At 44.1% G+C, this 17,115-nt stretch carries 17 protein-coding genes, 1 tRNA gene, 1 rRNA gene, 1 other RNA gene and 1 other annotated feature; of the genes, 14 read left to right on the plus strand and 6 right to left on the minus strand.

Annotated elements, in window-relative coordinates; translation table 11 throughout:
• Nucleotides 1–43 precede the first annotated feature (43 nt).
• Nucleotides 44–159: ribosomal RNA gene (gene rrf, locus J7E38_RS19065) — 5S ribosomal RNA — on the plus strand.
• Nucleotides 160–763: 604 nt separating this feature from the next.
• Here the strand turns inward: rrf and J7E38_RS24210 are convergent.
• Nucleotides 764–889, minus strand: coding sequence for a hypothetical protein (locus tag J7E38_RS24210; protein ID WP_260983691.1), 126 nt, complete (start codon nucleotides 887–889; stop codon nucleotides 764–766).
• A gap of 114 nt (nucleotides 890–1,003) precedes the next feature.
• Entirely contained in the window at nucleotides 1,004–1,960 is a 957-nt protein-coding gene (locus J7E38_RS19070; RefSeq protein WP_214705882.1) for a YaaC family protein, read from the minus strand.
• A 111-nt stretch (nucleotides 1,961–2,071) separates the two neighbouring features.
• On the opposite strand from J7E38_RS19070, the gene guaB reads away from it, so the two are divergent.
• The 6 genes from guaB to J7E38_RS19100 all read left to right on the plus strand — a co-directional run bounded on the left by guaB (nucleotide 2,072) and on the right by J7E38_RS19100 (nucleotide 8,588).
• Nucleotides 2,072–3,538, plus strand: coding sequence for an IMP dehydrogenase (gene guaB, locus J7E38_RS19075; RefSeq protein WP_214705883.1), 1,467 nt, complete (start codon nucleotides 2,072–2,074; stop codon nucleotides 3,536–3,538).
• 329 nt (nucleotides 3,539–3,867) lie between these two features.
• A complete protein-coding gene (locus J7E38_RS19080) occupies nucleotides 3,868–5,136 on the plus strand; it encodes a serine hydrolase (protein ID WP_251030402.1) in 1,269 nt (422 codons plus the stop codon).
• 155 nt (nucleotides 5,137–5,291) lie between these two features.
• The gene (gene pdxS / locus J7E38_RS19085) at nucleotides 5,292–6,173 is read left to right on the plus strand and encodes a pyridoxal 5'-phosphate synthase lyase subunit PdxS (RefSeq protein WP_214705885.1); all 882 of its coding nucleotides are present in this window, start codon (nucleotides 5,292–5,294) and stop codon (nucleotides 6,171–6,173) included.
• Nucleotides 6,174–6,184: 11 nt separating this feature from the next.
• Nucleotides 6,185–6,775: a pyridoxal 5'-phosphate synthase glutaminase subunit PdxT gene (pdxT, locus tag J7E38_RS19090; protein ID WP_214705886.1), complete on the plus strand. Its 591-nt coding sequence runs from the start codon at nucleotides 6,185–6,187 to the stop codon at nucleotides 6,773–6,775.
• 52 nt (nucleotides 6,776–6,827) lie between these two features.
• Nucleotides 6,828–7,044, plus strand: a binding site (T-box leader).
• A gap of 64 nt (nucleotides 7,045–7,108) precedes the next feature.
• Nucleotides 7,109–8,389, plus strand: a complete 1,281-nt coding sequence (gene serS, locus J7E38_RS19095; RefSeq protein WP_214705887.1) for a serine--tRNA ligase — start codon at nucleotides 7,109–7,111, stop codon at nucleotides 8,387–8,389.
• Between the two features lie 106 nt (nucleotides 8,390–8,495).
• Nucleotides 8,496–8,588: transfer RNA gene (locus tag J7E38_RS19100), tRNA-Ser, on the plus strand.
• Between the two features lie 338 nt (nucleotides 8,589–8,926).
• Here J7E38_RS19100 and J7E38_RS19105 read toward each other — a convergent pair.
• From J7E38_RS19105 to J7E38_RS19120, 4 genes are all read right to left on the minus strand, one after another.
• Nucleotides 8,927–9,595, minus strand: coding sequence for a deoxynucleoside kinase (locus tag J7E38_RS19105; protein ID WP_144481486.1), 669 nt, complete (start codon nucleotides 9,593–9,595; stop codon nucleotides 8,927–8,929).
• A complete protein-coding gene (locus tag J7E38_RS19110) occupies nucleotides 9,592–10,233 on the minus strand; it encodes a deoxynucleoside kinase (protein WP_214705888.1) in 642 nt (213 codons plus the stop codon). Before J7E38_RS19110 ends, J7E38_RS19105 begins: the two co-directional genes overlap by 4 nt.
• A gap of 217 nt (nucleotides 10,234–10,450) precedes the next feature.
• Nucleotides 10,451–11,734 carry a glycoside hydrolase family 18 protein gene (locus J7E38_RS19115; RefSeq protein WP_214705889.1) on the minus strand — a complete coding sequence of 428 codons (1,284 nt, stop codon included), beginning with the start codon at nucleotides 11,732–11,734 and terminating at the stop codon, nucleotides 10,451–10,453.
• A gap of 62 nt (nucleotides 11,735–11,796) precedes the next feature.
• On the minus strand, nucleotides 11,797–12,336 hold the full coding sequence (locus J7E38_RS19120; RefSeq protein WP_214705890.1) for a cysteine hydrolase family protein: 540 nt from the start codon (nucleotides 12,334–12,336) through the stop codon (nucleotides 11,797–11,799).
• An 88-nt stretch (nucleotides 12,337–12,424) separates the two neighbouring features.
• On the opposite strand from J7E38_RS19120, the gene tadA reads away from it, so the two are divergent.
• From tadA to J7E38_RS19155, 7 genes are all read left to right on the plus strand, one after another.
• Nucleotides 12,425–12,946 carry a tRNA adenosine(34) deaminase TadA gene (gene tadA / locus J7E38_RS19125; RefSeq protein WP_214705891.1) on the plus strand — a complete coding sequence of 174 codons (522 nt, stop codon included), beginning with the start codon at nucleotides 12,425–12,427 and terminating at the stop codon, nucleotides 12,944–12,946.
• Nucleotides 12,947–13,025: 79 nt separating this feature from the next.
• An RNA gene (gene ffs, locus J7E38_RS19130) (signal recognition particle sRNA large type) lies at nucleotides 13,026–13,290 on the plus strand.
• Between the two features lie 305 nt (nucleotides 13,291–13,595).
• On the plus strand, nucleotides 13,596–15,278 hold the full coding sequence (gene dnaX / locus J7E38_RS19135; protein ID WP_214705892.1) for a DNA polymerase III subunit gamma/tau: 1,683 nt from the start codon (nucleotides 13,596–13,598) through the stop codon (nucleotides 15,276–15,278).
• Between the two features lie 18 nt (nucleotides 15,279–15,296).
• Nucleotides 15,297–15,623, plus strand: a complete 327-nt coding sequence (locus J7E38_RS19140; protein WP_214705893.1) for a YbaB/EbfC family nucleoid-associated protein — start codon at nucleotides 15,297–15,299, stop codon at nucleotides 15,621–15,623.
• Nucleotides 15,624–15,638: 15 nt separating this feature from the next.
• Nucleotides 15,639–16,235: a recombination mediator RecR gene (recR, locus tag J7E38_RS19145; protein WP_214705894.1), complete on the plus strand. Its 597-nt coding sequence runs from the start codon at nucleotides 15,639–15,641 to the stop codon at nucleotides 16,233–16,235.
• Between the two features lie 36 nt (nucleotides 16,236–16,271).
• Entirely contained in the window at nucleotides 16,272–16,493 is a 222-nt protein-coding gene (locus J7E38_RS19150; RefSeq protein WP_214705895.1) for a YaaL family protein, read from the plus strand.
• 69 nt (nucleotides 16,494–16,562) lie between these two features.
• On the plus strand, nucleotides 16,563–16,826 hold the full coding sequence (locus J7E38_RS19155; protein ID WP_144481494.1) for a pro-sigmaK processing inhibitor BofA family protein: 264 nt from the start codon (nucleotides 16,563–16,565) through the stop codon (nucleotides 16,824–16,826).
• Nucleotides 16,827–17,115 lie beyond the last annotated feature (289 nt).

A 17,115-nucleotide genomic window follows, 5' to 3' on the forward strand; every position in this document is an offset into this window, starting at 1 on the left:
AACATTATCTAGTTTTGAGGGAATAAAACCTCAAATCAAATAGTCTGGTGGCGATGGCGAGAAGGTCACACCCGTTCCCATACCGAACACGGAAGTTAAGCTTCTCAGCGCCGATGGTAGTTGGGGGTTTCCCCCTGTGAGAGTAGGACGCCGCCGGGCACACGAAAGAACAGCTGTAATGGCTGTTCTTTTTTTGCGTCTAGAAAAGGAGATTTTTATCCGTCATCCTGAGCAACATAAATTGTTCCATTTTATCAGGTTGGTTGATATCTTTGCCAAAGTGGTCGATATATCTCTGGATTTGGTCGATATATTTGAAAATCCGCCGATATAATCAAAAATGTGGTCGATAAAATCAAAAAATCGCCAATAAAAAGTCAAAATGGATCCTCGTAAACTACTTTAAGGAACTCTTTTACGTCAAATCTCCACATCTGGCGCTTATTTCTCAGGCTCTATTAAATAAGATTGTTGATTTTCGTTACAGGCGCTTCGTTTTTGTGGGGAGACTAAGAAAAAAATCACCTGCCGTCTTTTTATCATCAAATCTTCCTTAGGGCTGTCGCTGAGCCTCTTGTATTGTTTGAAACGGCGTAACTATTTTCGCTGGTATTCGGCACTCTTTTTCGTAGTTGCTTCCGAATTGTATATATGTATACCGAAATTATCATGAAAAATCCTAGGAACCGAACTGTTTTTACTTTGAGTTTAAAAGCAATGAGCATAAATGAAAACCCTCTGAGGCCTCAGAGGGTTTCATTCATTATCTTTTTTTCTTTTTGCCCAGTGATTGTAATTGATCCATCACCTTTGCACGTGACTTTTGATCCTTTAGCAAGTATGCTGTACCTAGAGCAACAGTTGTCATCATCAGTTTTTTTCTATCCATATTACAACCTCCTCGGATATTCAATGTCCATGTATATGAAATTCCCGATACAAGCATATCTAAACATTTCACCATCTGTTGTAAACCCTTAAGGTACTTGAAACCCTAATGTTATCACCTGTGCATGAGGTACTGGTAAATTAAGTAAGGCCCTTTTTTAATGGTTGATTGTAAAAATGTCTGGATCAAAGGATAGTCTTCATTGGGCATCATTTTGATCAACTCACTCCACCACTCTGTTTCGTAACGGGCAATCATTCCAAGATTATATAGCAATAAATAATGCAAAAGAAGCTCTGGAAATAAAAATAATTCTCTTTTATTCAGGGGCAGGACATATTGTTGTTCCTCCAGATTGAACTTCAACGGAATAGGCTCAGCGGCAGCTTCGAGATTTGCTTCGAACTTTAGATTAGCACTATTTTCGTCTTTAAAAGAGATAGGGATGGATGATTTTAGTTGAAAGAATTCCTGGAAACGATTTTCGGTCATATGGAAGTGATCCAATATGGACTTGGGCAGGGAGTAAAGTGAATCCTGTTCAGACTTCAGCGTTTCAAAATTTTGCTTCCCTCTTAGTGATGCATAGATGCCAGAGAGTTCAGGAATCACTTCCATCACATCACCCATTGTTGCTTTTTCTCCTTCCAATTGTTTCATGTGGAACATCTTTTCAGCCATAAGTGAGAAGAGACCATTCTTTTGAAATTTCACCTCATCATCCGAGAAGCGGTATTGTTGTTTTTTACGCTTTCTTGTCGAAACACCATGGGCGAGGACGGATGTCGTCTCAGGGTAATCTGGTTCGACTGTCAGGATGCATGCTTTTATGAGATGGACAAGTCCATAGAAAAGCAGGATAGGCTGGATGGCCAGCGGCGATTTTTCTGCCTGTTCATAATAAAGCTTCCCATGTTCGAGATAATACATAAAGGGATAGCAGTTTTCGAAGCTCTTCAGGTCAGGCTGCTCGAGATTGATTTTGCGATAGCATTTTTTCAAAAAATCCTGTGAATATTCGGCTGAAAAGAAGAGTGTATAGCTATTCCATTCTTTATAGGGCAAAGACACATAAAAAACCTCCAAGTTAACTGAAAAATCTAACAAATAACATCGTCCTTGACAGTATTTTAACCAATTGATAACCTACAAATAATATTTTCTTAAAGGGGGGCATTTACTATGTGGGAAAGTAAGTTTGTAAAAGAAGGATTAACGTTTGATGATGTACTGTTGGTGCCGGCTAAATCTGAGGTTTTGCCAAAGGATGTCAGCCTCAAGGTGAACCTGACGGAGACTTTAAGACTGAATATTCCAATCATCAGTGCAGGAATGGATACTGTAACAGAAGCTGAATTAGCAATTAGCATTGCAAGGCAGGGCGGTCTGGGCATCATACATAAAAACATGTCCATTGAAGCCCAGGCAGATCAGGTTGATAAGGTGAAGCGCTCTGAAAGTGGAGTCATCACTGATCCTTTCTTTTTAACCCCAGAGCATCAGGTATATGATGCTGAACATCTGATGGGGAAATACCGAATTTCTGGTGTTCCGATTGTCAATAACGAAGAAGAACAAAAGTTAGTTGGAATCATTACGAATCGTGATATGCGTTTTATCCAGGATTACTCCATTAAAATTGAGGAAGTCATGACTAAGACAAACCTGGTGACTGCTTCTGTAGGTACAACCCTTCAGGAAGCCGAACAAATCCTTCAGCGCCATAAGATTGAAAAACTCCCACTAGTAAATGACGAAGGCGTTTTGAAGGGCCTCATCACCATTAAAGACATTGAAAAAGTGATTGAGTTCCCGAACTCCTCGAAGGATTCGAAAGGCCGTTTGTTGTGCGGTGCTGCAGTCGGTGTCACAGCGGATACAATGAAACGCGTTGAGATGCTGGTGAAATCACATGTGGATGTCATTGTTGTTGATACAGCGCATGGGCATTCGAAGGGTGTAATTGAAACGGTAAAACAAATCCGTGAAGCCTACCCAGAACTTAATATCATTGCCGGAAATGTCGCGACAGCAGAAGCAACAAAAGATCTGATCGAGGCTGGCGCAGATATCGTCAAGGTTGGCATTGGCCCTGGTTCGATCTGTACTACGCGCGTGGTTGCCGGTGTCGGTGTTCCGCAAATCACAGCTGTGTATGACTGTGCGACAGAAGCACGTAAGCACGGCAAGGCAATCATTGCCGATGGCGGCATCAAGTATTCCGGGGATATCGTAAAGGCTCTAGCTGCCGGTGGGCATGCGGTCATGCTTGGAAGCTTGCTGGCTGGTGTCTCTGAGAGTCCGGGTGAAACAGAAATCTACCAGGGAAGACGCTTCAAAGTATACCGTGGCATGGGCTCAGTTGCTGCGATGGAAAAAGGGTCGAAGGATCGTTACTTCCAGGAAGATAACAAGAAGTTTGTACCGGAAGGGATTGAAGGTAGGATCCCTTATAAAGGGCCTCTTACAGATACGATCTATCAGCTGATCGGAGGAATCCGTTCGGGAATGGGATATTGCGGAACAGCAAACCTTGAAGAATTGAGGGAGAATGCCCAATTCATCAGGATGACAGGCGCAGGCTTGAGAGAGAGCCACCCACATGATGTCCAAATCACGAAGGAAGCTCCAAACTATTCCATGTCTTAATGCGAAACCCGGAATCTGGGTTTTACTACTGGTGAATTAGCAGTAAGTTTACGAAAAGACAATTAAATATAACCAAAACAGGCAGGGACTAAGACTTTTATCCTGTTTCCAGCCTGTTTTTTCCTAATTTTACAATAGACAGAGTGACTATTCTCTGTCTATTTTTTTCATTTTTTTTATGGTAAACTATACGGGTGTGATTTTTTAGAGGCAGAAAAAAATGCAAGTTTTATAGATTATTTTAAAACTATGGAGGGAAATTCGTCTTGAATCGTAAACAGAAACAGCTTTCAATGTTTTTTGCAGCATTCATTTTAACGATCACAACAATGTTTTCAGGATTTTCAATGGAAGCTGAAGCAGCAGAGGGCCAGCTGGGCATCGATGCAGAGGCAGCAATGCTGATAGATGCGGATACTGGCAGAGTATTATATGAGAAAAATTCCGATGTTGTCCTTGGTGTAGCATCCATGTCCAAGATGATGACAGAATATATGGTCCTTGAAGCGGTCAAACAAGGGAAGTTGAAATGGGACCAAAAGGTAAAGATCAATGAATATGTCCATAAGCTATCTGGTGCACCTGGCCTGTCAAATGTCGGGCTGACACAGGGTGAGGATTATACAGTAAAAGAATTGTATGAAGCAATGGCGATCCATTCCGGGAACGCAGCTACCGTTGCATTAGCTGAGGTTCTTTCCGGAACAGAGAAGAACCATGTTGAAAAAATGAACAAAAAAGCGGCCGAGTTAGGCTTGAAGGATTATAAGTTCGTAAACTCTTCAGGTTTGAACAATAGAGATCTATTAGGACACCATCCTGCAGGCAGTCCTGATGAAGAAAACGTCATGTCGGCACGTTCAATGGCAAAGCTCGCCTATAGACTGCTGAAGGATTATCCGGAGGTTTTGGAAACAGCAAGTGTACCGGCCCTGAAATTCCGTGATGGCCGCGAGTACAAGAACTTTAACTGGATGCTTCCAGGCCTCATTTATCAATACGATGGTGTCGATGGCCTGAAGACAGGATCTACAGATTTTGCGGGTTATGGTTTTACAGCTACAGCGATGAAGAATGGCCAGAGAGTCATCTCTGTTGTCATGAAGGCGGACTCCAAGGACAGCCGTTTTGCTGAGACTCGTAAAATCCTTGATTTTGCTTTCAGTAATTTTTCAGAAGAAGAGCTTGTGAAAAAGAATTATCAGTTGAAAGGCAAGAAAACTCTTCCGGTAACAAAGGGCAAGGAAGATAGCGTGAAGATCCAGACAAAAAAGGCGATCTCCATGACAATCAGAAATGGCGAAAAAGATCAATATAAGCCAGTGCTCGTTCTCGATAAAAAGAAGCTTAATAAAGATGGCGAGTTGACTGCTCCAATTAAAAAAGGCGAACAAGTCGGCTATATGACTGTTAAGTCCAATAAAGATGAAAAGATCAGCTTCCTTACCGAAGATGGCCAAAAAGGAATTCAGGTTCCAGTTGTTGCTGCTGAAAGTGTGGAAAAAGCGAACTGGTTCGTGCTGGCGATGCGCGGAATCGGCGGATTCTTTGGCGACCTGTTTGGCGGAGTGGCTGATACAGTAAAAGGCTGGTTTTAATAAATAATGAAAGGTTTCCTGTCTTGACAGGGAACCTTTTTTATTGTTTATTTTCATTAGGGGTAGCTGTAATTCCGACCAAAAAAGTCCGAATATCCAGTTATTTATATTTGCTTTACATAGTAATCCCTTAAAAGGGACAAGGGGGAGTAAGAATGAAGACAGGTACTGATCGTGTTAAACGTGGTATGGCAGAAATGCAAAAGGGCGGCGTCATCATGGATGTTGTCAATGCCGAGCAGGCTAAGATTGCTGAAGAAGCAGGTGCGGTTGCCGTAATGGCACTTGAGCGTGTCCCTTCAGATATCCGCGCAGCTGGCGGTGTAGCAAGAATGGCTGACCCGAGAATCGTTGAAGAAGTGATGGGTGCTGTCACGATTCCCGTTATGGCAAAAGCAAGGATTGGCCACATTGTTGAAGCGCGTGTCCTTGAAGCGATGGGCGTTGATTATATTGATGAAAGTGAAGTTTTGACTCCGGCAGATGAGGAGTACCACCTGAATAAAAGGGATTACACAGTTCCTTTTGTCTGTGGATGCCGCGATCTTGGCGAAGCAGCCAGAAGGATCGGTGAGGGAGCATCCATGCTTCGTACAAAGGGTGAGCCTGGCACTGGAAACATCGTTGAAGCAGTGCGCCATATTCGCAAGGTGAATGCACAGGTTCGCAAGGTAGTCGCCATGGACATCGACGAGCTCATGACAGAAGCTAAGCTTCTAGGAGCGCCATATGAGCTTCTTCTTGAGATCAAGGAGCTTGGACGTCTCCCAGTCGTCAACTTTGCAGCAGGTGGCGTAGCAACGCCTGCAGACGCAGCATTAATGATGCAGCTCGGTGCAGACGGAGTATTTGTAGGATCTGGTATCTTTAAATCTGACAATCCCGCGAAGTTTGCAAAGGCTATTGTCGAAGCAACGACTCATTATCAAGATTACGAATTGATTGCGAACATCTCGAAGGGTCTTGGCATCCCGATGAAGGGCATAGAGATTTCATCATTGGCACCTGAAGCCCGCATGCAGGACCGCGGCTGGTAAGGAGTATCAATATGGTGAAAATTGGAGTACTGGGCCTTCAAGGGGCTGTCCGTGAGCATATATGGGCAATTGAGGCTTCCGGGGCGGATAGGGTTGTTGTTAAACGTCCCGGGCAGCTGGAAGAGATAGACGGACTGATCATTCCTGGCGGAGAGAGCACGACCATTCGCCGTCTGATTGATAAGTATGGTTTCATGGACGAGTTGAAAAAATTCGCTGCAGATGGCAAGCCGATGTTCGGGACCTGCGCAGGACTGATTTTACTCGCGAGCGATGTGGTGGGCTATGATGAACCACATATCGGTGTCATGGATGTGAAAGTGGAACGCAACTCATTCGGACGCCAGCGTGAGAGTTTTGAAGCGGATATTAATATTTCTGGAGTGGCTGATAATTTTTCTGCCGTATTCATTCGGGCTCCGCATATCGTGGAAGCGGGTGAGAATGTCGAAGTGCTTGCAAAGCATAATGACAGGATTGTCGCTGCACGTGATGGCCAATTCCTCGGCTGTTCCTTCCACCCGGAATTGACTAATGATTATAGACTCATGAATTACTTTGTAAATATGGTGGAAGAGTCTAAGAGTAAAAATTTTGCATAAACTGCTTGCATGCTGAACATAATTGTAGTAAATTATGAATTAAAATTCGATAGTAAAAGCGATGAGAGGGAATAGTAGCTTGTGTCCATTCCGAAGAGAGCCGGTGTTTGGTGAGAACCGGTGTCTGGAACAAATGAATCCGCCCTCGAGCAGAGTATGGAACGCCATATGTGCCAGTAAATACTCTCGGTAAAAACCGTTATTTTATGAGTGGAAGGCATTTTTGCCTTCAACTAGGGTGGCAACGCGGGTTAACTCTCGTCCCTTTTTGGGGACGGGAGTTTTTTATTTTATCAAAAGCTTTTTACTGCAATCAAAAAGGAGGAATCCGCAGTGTTAGACGTTAAGTATTTAAGAGCGAATTTTGAAGAAGTAAAACAGAAGCTTCAGCACCGTGGCGAAGATTTGACTGATTTTGGCAAGTTTGAGGACCTTGATGTCAAGCGCAGGGAATTGATCCTTGAAGCTGAACAGCTGAAGAGCAGAAGGAATGAAGTTTCCCAACAGGTTGCGCAATTGAAGCGTGAAAAGCAGGATGCAGACCATCTGATTGCGGAAATGCGTGAAGTAGGCGACAAAATCAAGGTTCTGGATGATCAGTTGCGTGAGGTGGAGGAAGAGCTGGAGGCATTAATGCTGAGCATTCCGAATATCCCGCATGAAAGTGTTCCGATTGGCGAAACAGAAGACGATAATGTGGAAATTCGTAATTGGGGCGAAGTCCGTGACTTTGAATTTGAAGCTAAGCCGCATTGGGAAATCGCAGACCATTTAAAGATTCTTGATTTTGAACGTGCAGGAAAAGTAACAGGAAGCCGTTTTGTTTTTTACAAAGGCTTAGGCGCACGCCTCGAGCGCGCATTGATGAGCTTCATGCTTGACCTGCATGTGGATGAGCATGGCTACAAGGAAATCCTTCCTCCGTACATGGTCAACCGCGCAAGCATGACAGGAACAGGACAGCTTCCGAAGTTTGAAGAGGATGCCTTCCGAATCGAGAGCGAGGATTACTTCCTGATCCCGACAGCCGAGGTGCCTGTCACGAATATGCACCGCGATGAGATCCTGAGCGGTGAAGAGCTGCCAGTCAATTATGCAGCATACAGTGCATGTTTCCGTTCTGAGGCAGGATCTGCCGGCCGGGATACACGTGGTTTGATCCGCCAGCATCAGTTCAACAAGGTCGAGTTGGTGAAGTTTGTTAAGCCAGAAGACTCTTATGACGAGCTGGAAAAGCTGACTGGACATGCCGAAAAGGTGCTTCAGCTGTTAGGCCTGCCATACCGCGTGTTGAGCATGTGTTCTGCCGACCTCGGCTTCACTGCTGCTAAGAAGTATGATATCGAAGTCTGGATTCCAAGCTATGGCACGTACAGGGAAATCTCTTCTTGCAGTAACTTTGAAAGCTTCCAGGCAAGACGAGCAAATATCCGCTTCCGTCGCGAGCCAAAAGCAAAGCCTGAACATGTCCATACATTGAACGGATCCGGCCTTGCAATTGGCCGTACAGTTGCTGCGATTCTCGAGAACTACCAGCAGGCTGATGGAAGTGTCATCATTCCGGAAGCACTGCGTCCATACATGGGCAATAGGGAAGTTATTGCTCCTGAATAATCGGCACTATTTAAGGGATTTTTGGGCAGGATTAGATCCTGCCCAAAAAAACTTTTAAAGAAGTGTTGACTCGTTTTTGAATACATGATATTATATTTCTTGTCTCGGAGGTATACCCAAGTCCGGCTGAAGGGATCGGTCTTGAAAACCGACAGGCGGGTAACACCGCGCGGGGGTTCGAATCCCTCTACCTCCTCCATTAATTTTTCAATTAAAGCATTAACGCATAAAACAATTTGGAGATTGTGTAAGAAAACCCGTTACTATGTAGCGGGTTTTTTTATATTGAAAATTAAGCGGATAAATTCCGCTTAATTTTGGATTTCCCCTTATCTAGCTAAAAATAAGGGGAGCTTTTCCGTTTATTTAATCAAAATTGATGAATTTTAGCTTAAATAGAACAAGGCAGGAATATCTCCGCTTATTTCTGCATCATAAGCCAATCTATATAAAATAGCCGGAAATTCTCCGCTTATTATGATTTCGCATACCTATACGAAAATCTTTCTCCAAAATAAAAACCGCCAAATGGCGGTTTTACTTTTTCAATAATTGAGTTTGTTTGATATGTGCTGCGATTTTCTCCACGATTGGCTCAATGGATTCCGGATTGTTGAACAAATCGTAATCATTGATATTCAAGCGCAGGACAGGGCATGCGTTAAAGTTATTGATCCAGTTCTCATAGCGGGCATGCATTTCTTCCCAATAACTGATTGGTGTCTGCTGCTCCATTGGACGACCTCTTAGCTTGATGCGCTCAAGAATATCGTCGATCGAACCTTCTAAATAAATCAGCAGGTCAGGGTGTGGGAAATATGGAGTCATGACCATTGCGTCGAATAGGCTCTTATAAGTTTCGTAGTCCACCGGGGACATTGTGCCTTTTTCATAATGCATTTTTGCGAAAATGCCTGTATCTTCATAAATTGAACGGTCCTGGATAAAACCGCCACCGTATTCAAAAATTCTTTTTTGTTCCTTGAAGCGCTCAGCAAGGAAGTAAATTTGCAAATGGAAGCTCCAGCGTTCAAAGTCAGCATAAAACTTATCAAGGTATGGATTCGTGTCTACCTTTTCAAAGGATGTACGGAACCTGAGGGCATCCGCCAACGCATTCGTCATGGTAGATTTGCCGACTCCAACGGTACCGGCAATCGTGATGACGGCATTAGCCGGGATGTCATATTTTGTTCTTAAATTCATGGTTGTACGCTCCTTTTTCTTAATGATGCGGTTAGCTGGTCAATGATCAGCTGGAGATCTTCTTCATGCCTGACGAAATCCAGGTCATCGCCGCTGAAACGGAGGACTGGGATTTCAGGGTGGTCTTGCTCAAATTGAAGCATGGCTTGTTCATAATCAAGCGATAATTGCTCTAGATATAAAGGACTGATGTTTTTTTCGACTTCGCGGCCGCGCATCTTGATGCGTTTCAGCAATGTATCGAGGCTTGCATTAAGATAAATGATGACATTTGGCTTAGGCATATCTTTTGTCAGGATTTGATAAATATCTAAGTATTTTTTGTATTCCTGCTCATTCAATGTGCGCTGGGCGAAAATGAGGTTTTTCATGATATGATAGTCAGCTACGACAGGCTTGTTTTGGCTGAGGTAATGTTCATTAATATCTCCAAGCTGCTTATATCGATTGCAGAGGAAAAACATTTCTGTCTGGAAGCTCCATTCTTCGATGTTATCGTAAAACTTCCCCAAAAATGGATTTTCGTCGACAATTTCTTTTAAAAGTGCAAATTGGAATCGTTCGGAAATGGCTCTGGCCAATGACGTTTTGCCGATTCCGATCGGTCCTTCAACCGTTATAAAAGGTGTTCCTTCCACAACATGTCCTCCCTCTCCGTTGTATCTGTATCTTTTTTTACATTTCTGTCAGTTAAATCACGCAAAGTCCATTTTATCACACCAGTACATGGAATGGATATGCTATATTTAGAGGCAATTTTAGCAAAAAAAGAAGACAGCCGCATAAATACTGCGCCTGTCATATATTATCGGAATTTGTAAAAAATTTTTAATAGTAAGCTTCTATAATGAAGCCTTATCTTTTCACTACATTGAAATTTTCCTGGATGAGCAGCCAGTTTTGCGGAAAGGAGAGTCCTAGCTTCCAATAGCTCATGCCTCTCAGATTCAATTCCTTGATCAGGTCGAATTTCGCCTGGATGGAACGCGCATCCTCAAACCAGACTTCATGCTGTTTTCCGTCTGATGCTGTATATCGGAATGTCGGTGCCTGGGACTTTGTGTTGTACTGGATCGCGACATTATTATCTGCTGCGATCTGGATGGCCTGTTGCGGACTGACGGCGCGTGCGATCGATCCCTGAACAAATGGAAGAGTCCAATCGTATCCATAAAGGTTCTGGCCCATCATGATTTTCTGTGGAGGCATTTCGCTCGCGGCATACTCCAGCACCTCACGGACAGGGCCAATCGGGGATACTGCCTGGGCAGGTCCGCCGCTATAGCCCCATTCATAGGTCATGATGACGACGAAATCGACTATTTCCCCATGTGTTTTGTAATCATGTGCAGTGTACCAGGCACCGGTCTGGGCAGCGCTCGTTTTAGGAGCCAATGCAGTGGAAATGAACCAGCCCTCCTGTTTAAAACGATCCCTCGCTTTTCGCAGGAAGTTGTTATAGGCTTCACGGTCTGCCGGACGCAGGAATTCAAAATCAAAATGAATATCGCGGAAGCCATATTTTTTAGCGGTTGCAACAATATTGTTCAGGAATTTATCCTGAATGGCCATATCATTCAGGAGGATACGGCCAAGCTCATCGCTGAACTGGTCATTTTCCTGGTTGGTAATGACCATCATCAATATATTATTGTTTGCCTCGGCGATGGCCGGGAAATTGTTCAATAGCGGCTCCTTCAAAGTGCCGTCACGCAGCGCCTGAAAACTGAATGGCGCAAGATAGGTCAAATAAGGGGCGGCTTCCCGTGCCGCCGTTTCCAGTGCGGGGGCGACTGTGTTTCCGCGCGGTTCTACATATGCATTAAATTCGGCATTCGATTTTGGCTGTTGAGGTATATAAAGCCGGAATCCAACAGATAGCGGCTGGTTCACCGAAATTGCGTTGATCCGGGCAAGCTCCTGGGGAGTGGTTCCGAACCTCCGGGAAATAGACCACAAGCTGTCTCCGGCCTGGACAAAATAGAAACTTCCGACAATCGGGATGACCATTGCCTGGCCGACGACTAGATTATTGGGGTTGGGCAGTTCATTTGCCTCGGTTATATCCGCAACAGATGACCCGTATATTTGGGCAATCTGTGTCAATGTCTGTCCTTGCTGTACCACATGGATTTGCATCTTCTTCCCTCCCTGGCATTTTAGCGCTACAACCATTGTATGAAGGAAGAAAATGCAGTATGTTATAAATCAAGCTCCTTTGAAGGTCTTGTATCAGCGGACAGGACATTTTTCATCATGGTCAGTGCATATTGGTTGTCCTTATCATCATTAGAGGCAATGAAGTCCTCTGGTATGATGAGATTGTATTCACGCATATACGCATCATTCGCAGTAAAAAGCACGCAAATGTTCCCGGCGATCCCGGCAAGGACCAGGGTATCCACCTTCAGCTGCTGAAGCAATGTATGCAGAGCGGTTCCATAAAAAGCGGAGTGCTTCGGCTTGATCAGGAAATAGTCCTTGTTCTTTTCAGGGGCGATTTTTTTAATGATGTCCTCGCTCGTTTCATTCGAGCAATAATCCATGATTTTTTCAAAATCAGCCTGCCATAGATTATAATGATCATTAATATAGATGACAGGCATGTCCTTATCAATGAAAGATTTCTTTAAGGTTAAAATCGGATCGATGATGTTTTCTGTATTTTTGGCAAGGGCTTCCCCTGCATCGAAATTAAAGTCATTGATCATATCGATAATTAATAGGGCAGTCTTTGACATGAATAATCCTCTCCTTCTCCTTTATATTTTTACCGGCAGGGGATTATTAAACCAGTTGGAAATATAAAACACCTTAATGGAGGAAAAGATGGAATATACTCCAGATGAACGATATATGCTAGAAGCAATTGAAGAGGCGAAAAAGGCAGGGCAGATTGGTGAGGTGCCGATTGGTGCAGTCATCGTCCTGGATGGAGAGGTTATCGCCAGGGCCTATAATCTCCGTGAAACACGGCAGAGCTCGATTGCCCATGCAGAGGTACTGGCGATTGACGAAGCCTGCAAAAAACTCGGCACATGGCGGCTTGAAGATGCCGTTCTATATGTCACACTCGAGCCTTGTCCAATGTGTGCAGGGGCAATCATGCTCTCCCGGGTGAAAAGAGTAGTTTATGGTGCAGCAGACCCAAAAGGCGGCTGTGCTGGTACCTTCATGAACATTCTCCAGGATGAACGTTTCAACCATCAAAGTGAAGTCGTGTCAGGAGTTCTGAAAGAGGAGTGCGGAGCATTGCTGTCCGATTTTTTCAGAAAGCTCCGAGAAGAGAAGAAGCAGAAAAAGAAACAGGCAAAACAAGCGATGGAACAGCAGACAGGAATTGACAGCTGATAAACATTGATTTTTATAAGCAGAGTTAGTATACTATGTATGTGTCCTTGAGACACAACTAAATATGGTTTCAATTTTGCCGTGCTAGTCGGGGAGGTAGCGGTGCCCTGTACCCGCAATCCGCTCTAGCGGGGATGAATCCCTTCCTGAGGCTGTTTTACTGTAGGGTCTGCCTTAAGCAAGTGGTGTTGACGCCCGGGTCCTGCGCAATGGGAATCCATGAACCATGTCAGGTCCGGAAGGAAGCAGCATTAAGTGGACGCTCCCATGTGCCGCAGGGTTGCCTGGGCCGAGCTAACTGCTTAAGTAACGCTTATGGTATTCAGTCGACGGAAGGTGCACGGCAGTTAAATATGTACATTCAACTCATCTCTTATACGGAGATGAGTTTTTTGTATTTCTCTTTTCTAAAGACTGTTTTCGTATAGATTGTTGTTAAAATCTTAAAGCCGATTTTAACGTGCTATAAAGCCATTTTGCAGTTCGTTATTAAGTGTGCAAGCTCTTTTCTCTTGATTAGCTTTAATCATTGAATCCCATTTTGTGGTCAATAGCAATAAAGTTTGAGAAAAGAGCCTTTCTAAAAGTGTAAATGTCCGAAAAATTGCGTTATAATAGGAAGGATAATAAAACGAAGGGAGCGGTGTCATTGGCATACCAAGCATTATATCGTGTCTGGCGTCCACAGCAGTTCATTGATGTGGTCGGACAGGAACATGTCACAACGACACTGCAAAACGCTCTGCTTCAACAAAAAATATCACATGCCTACCTTTTTTCCGGCCCAAGGGGGACTGGGAAAACGAGTGCTGCTAAAATTTTGGCAAAAGCGGTTAACTGTGAACAAGCTCCGACAACAGAGCCTTGCAATGAATGCGATGCTTGCCGGGGAATAACCGATGGATCGATTCCTGATGTGATTGAAATTGACGCTGCTTCCAATAACGGTGTCGAGGAAATCCGGGATATCCGTGACAAAGTAAAATATGCCCCTAACGTCGTGAAGTATAAAGTATATATTATCGATGAGGTGCATATGCTTTCCATCGGAGCGTTCAACGCCTTGCTAAAAACACTTGAAGAGCCTCCAAAGCATGTTATCTTTATCCTCGCTACGACTGAGCCCCATAAGATTCCACTCACAATCATTTCACGATGCCAGCGATTTGATTTCAAGAGAATCACTGCTCAGGCCATCGTTGGCAGGATGAAGCAAATTGTTGAGGAATCTGGAGTGGATTGCGATGACACAGCCTTGCAAATCATTGCAAGGGCGGCAGAAGGCGGAATGCGTGATGCCTTGAGTCTGTTGGACCAGGCTATTTCGTTCAGCCAGGACCGAGTGACGATTGAAGATGCGCTCACAGTAACAGGAACAGTATCACAGAACTTCCTGAACCAGCTGGCCAGAGCAATTTATGAAAAAAATGCGGCTGCTGGACTGGAAGCATTGGATGAGCTTCTTTTACAAGGAAAGGATCCGGCAAGGTTCATAGAAGACATGATCTTCTTTTACCGCGACATGCTCCTTTACAAGGCAGCACCAGCATTGGAAGAAGCCATGGAACGAGTAATGCTGGATCAAGATTTTCAGGAACTCGCCAATCAAATTGATTCCGAACAAATATATGAATTGATAGAAGTCTTGAACAAAGCCCAGCAAGAAATGCGCTGGACGAACCATCCGCGTATATTCCTTGAAGTCGCGATCGTAAAACTGTGCCAGCTTGATGCTCAGGTGCAGACAAGCAATGTACAGGTTGAACCTTTATTGAAGAGGATCGAACAGCTTGAAGAAAAGCTGGCGAATTTTCAGCAAAATCCGGGTGCGGCAGTAAGTGAACCAGCTGCGGCCAAAAAAGCGCCGCGTCCAAACCGAAAAGGGTTCCAGGCTCCGGCCGGAAAAATCAACGAAACACTGAAGAGCGCCACAAAGTCGAATCTTCAAGCAATCAAGGGACGCTGGGGGGACTTGCTTGAAATGCTGGCCGCAAAACAAATGCGCTCGCAGGCTGCGTTATTGAATGAAGCCGAGCCGGTTGCTGCATCTGATGAGGCGGTCGTGATAAAATTTAAATATGAGATTCACTGCCAGATGGCAATGGAGAACACCAGGTTCACCGAAACAGTCAGTGGTGCGATGCAGGATTACACAGGTAAAAGAATGCAGGTCATCGGTGTGCCGGAAGAACAGTGGCTTAAAATAAGGGAAAACTTTATCAGCCAGAGAGGCGATGGAGCAACGGAAGGGCAAGCTGCTGCCAGTGAAGACCCGCTGATTGCCGAAGCCAAGAAATTATTTGGCGATGAATTAATACAAATACAAGATTAAATTTGGAGGTACGTTTATATGATGCGAGGAAATGGTAATATGCAAAACATGATGAAGCAAATGCAAAAAATGCAAAAGAAAATGGAAGAAGCACAGGTTCAATTAGGTGAAGAGAAAATCGAAGGTACTGCAGGCGGCGGCATGGTAACAGTCATCGTAACTGGCCATAAAGAAATCGTCGATGTACAAATCAAGCCAGAAGTCGTTGATCCAGACGATGTCGAAATGCTTCAGGACCTAGTACTTGCTGCAACAAACGATGCACTGAAAAAAGCAGAAGAATTAACCAACAAAACAATGGGACAATTCACAAAAGGGATGAACCTTCCTGGGGGAATGTTCTAGGAGGAATAAATAAGAATGCATTATCCTGAACCAATATCAAAGCTGATTGACAGCTTTATGAAATTGCCAGGTATCGGCCCAAAAACAGCCGCACGTCTGGCTTTTTTCGTCTTAAGCATGAAGGAAGAAACCGTGTTGGATTTTGCGAAGGCCCTGGTGAATGCGAAGCGCAATCTGACATATTGCTCTGTCTGCGGCCATATTACTGACCAGGATCCATGCTATATATGCGAGGACCAGCGCCGCGACCGCAGTGTTGTCTGCGTGGTCCAGGATCCCAAGGATGTCATTGCAATGGAAAAAATGAAGGAATACAACGGTCTGTACCATGTGCTTCATGGAGCGATTTCCCCAATGGATGGTATCGGTCCGGAAGATATCAATATACCTGATCTGTTGAAAAGACTTCAGGATGAAACTGTCCAGGAAGTCATCCTTGCCACGAACCCGAATATCGAAGGTGAAGCGACGGCGATGTACATCTCAAGACTCCTTAAACCGTCAGGAATCAAGATTACAAGGATTGCCCATGGTTTACCTGTCGGAGGGGACCTTGAGTACGCAGATGAAGTAACACTATCAAAAGCACTCGAAGGCCGCCGGGAAGTTTAACTCTGTATACAAGAAGCACTCTACTGGAGGAAGGTCATGTTATTTCGTAAAAAGAAATGGCTAAGAAAAGAATTCGACCAAAAACTATTGGGACAGCTGAACAGCATGAAGATGAACTGGAATAATCAAAAGCTATTGGTTGAAAGAAGCTTCGATCCATCAGAAGAGTTCATCACAGAAGCAAAGATTGCCGAGGCGAAATACTTCTTTCTATTTAAAGAAGCGAAGCACAGGAAAATCACGATCAGGACAAAATAATGCAATGAGGTCTTATTTCAATAACATGTACATAAAATTGTACAAGACATTGAAATAAGGAGGATAAGTATGGATCCTATAGTTGTCATATCGGTCCTGGGTGGATTGATCCTGTTGCTGCTCATCATAGGCGCGCCGACAAAGCCGCTGCGTCTCATCGGGCAGAGCGCGGTGAAAATCTTGATCGGAGCTCTCTTTCTATTTTTTCTCAACGCTTTCGGAACCAGCTTCGGAATCTATGTGCCAATCAACATTGCAACCGCAGCAGTCTCCGGATTGCTGGGGATACCAGGTGTATTCGCCCTGGTTGCAATCCAGACTTGGATTATATAATAATGGACCAACGCCGCTCTTAGAAGAAGCGGCGTTTTTCATTGTCTCGTAAGTTTCAGAGGAGTAATTCAGAAGTCTTCTCGGAACAGAGTAATACCATTGTGAAAAAATAAATGGGATTTTGCGAGAAATCTATTGACCAGGCAAGCAGAAGTTGTTAATATATAAAAGTTGCTGTTGAACAGCCGTTAATAACTTGTGAAAAAAGATGTTGACGAAATAACGGCAGCATGGTATATTATTTAAGTCGCCTACGGGAGACAATGAAATTGCTCTTTGAAAACTAAAC

Origin of the sequence: Bacillus sp. ISL-35 (assembly GCF_018613355.1) — a bacterium.
GTDB lineage: Bacteria > Bacillota > Bacilli > Bacillales > Cytobacillaceae > Mesobacillus.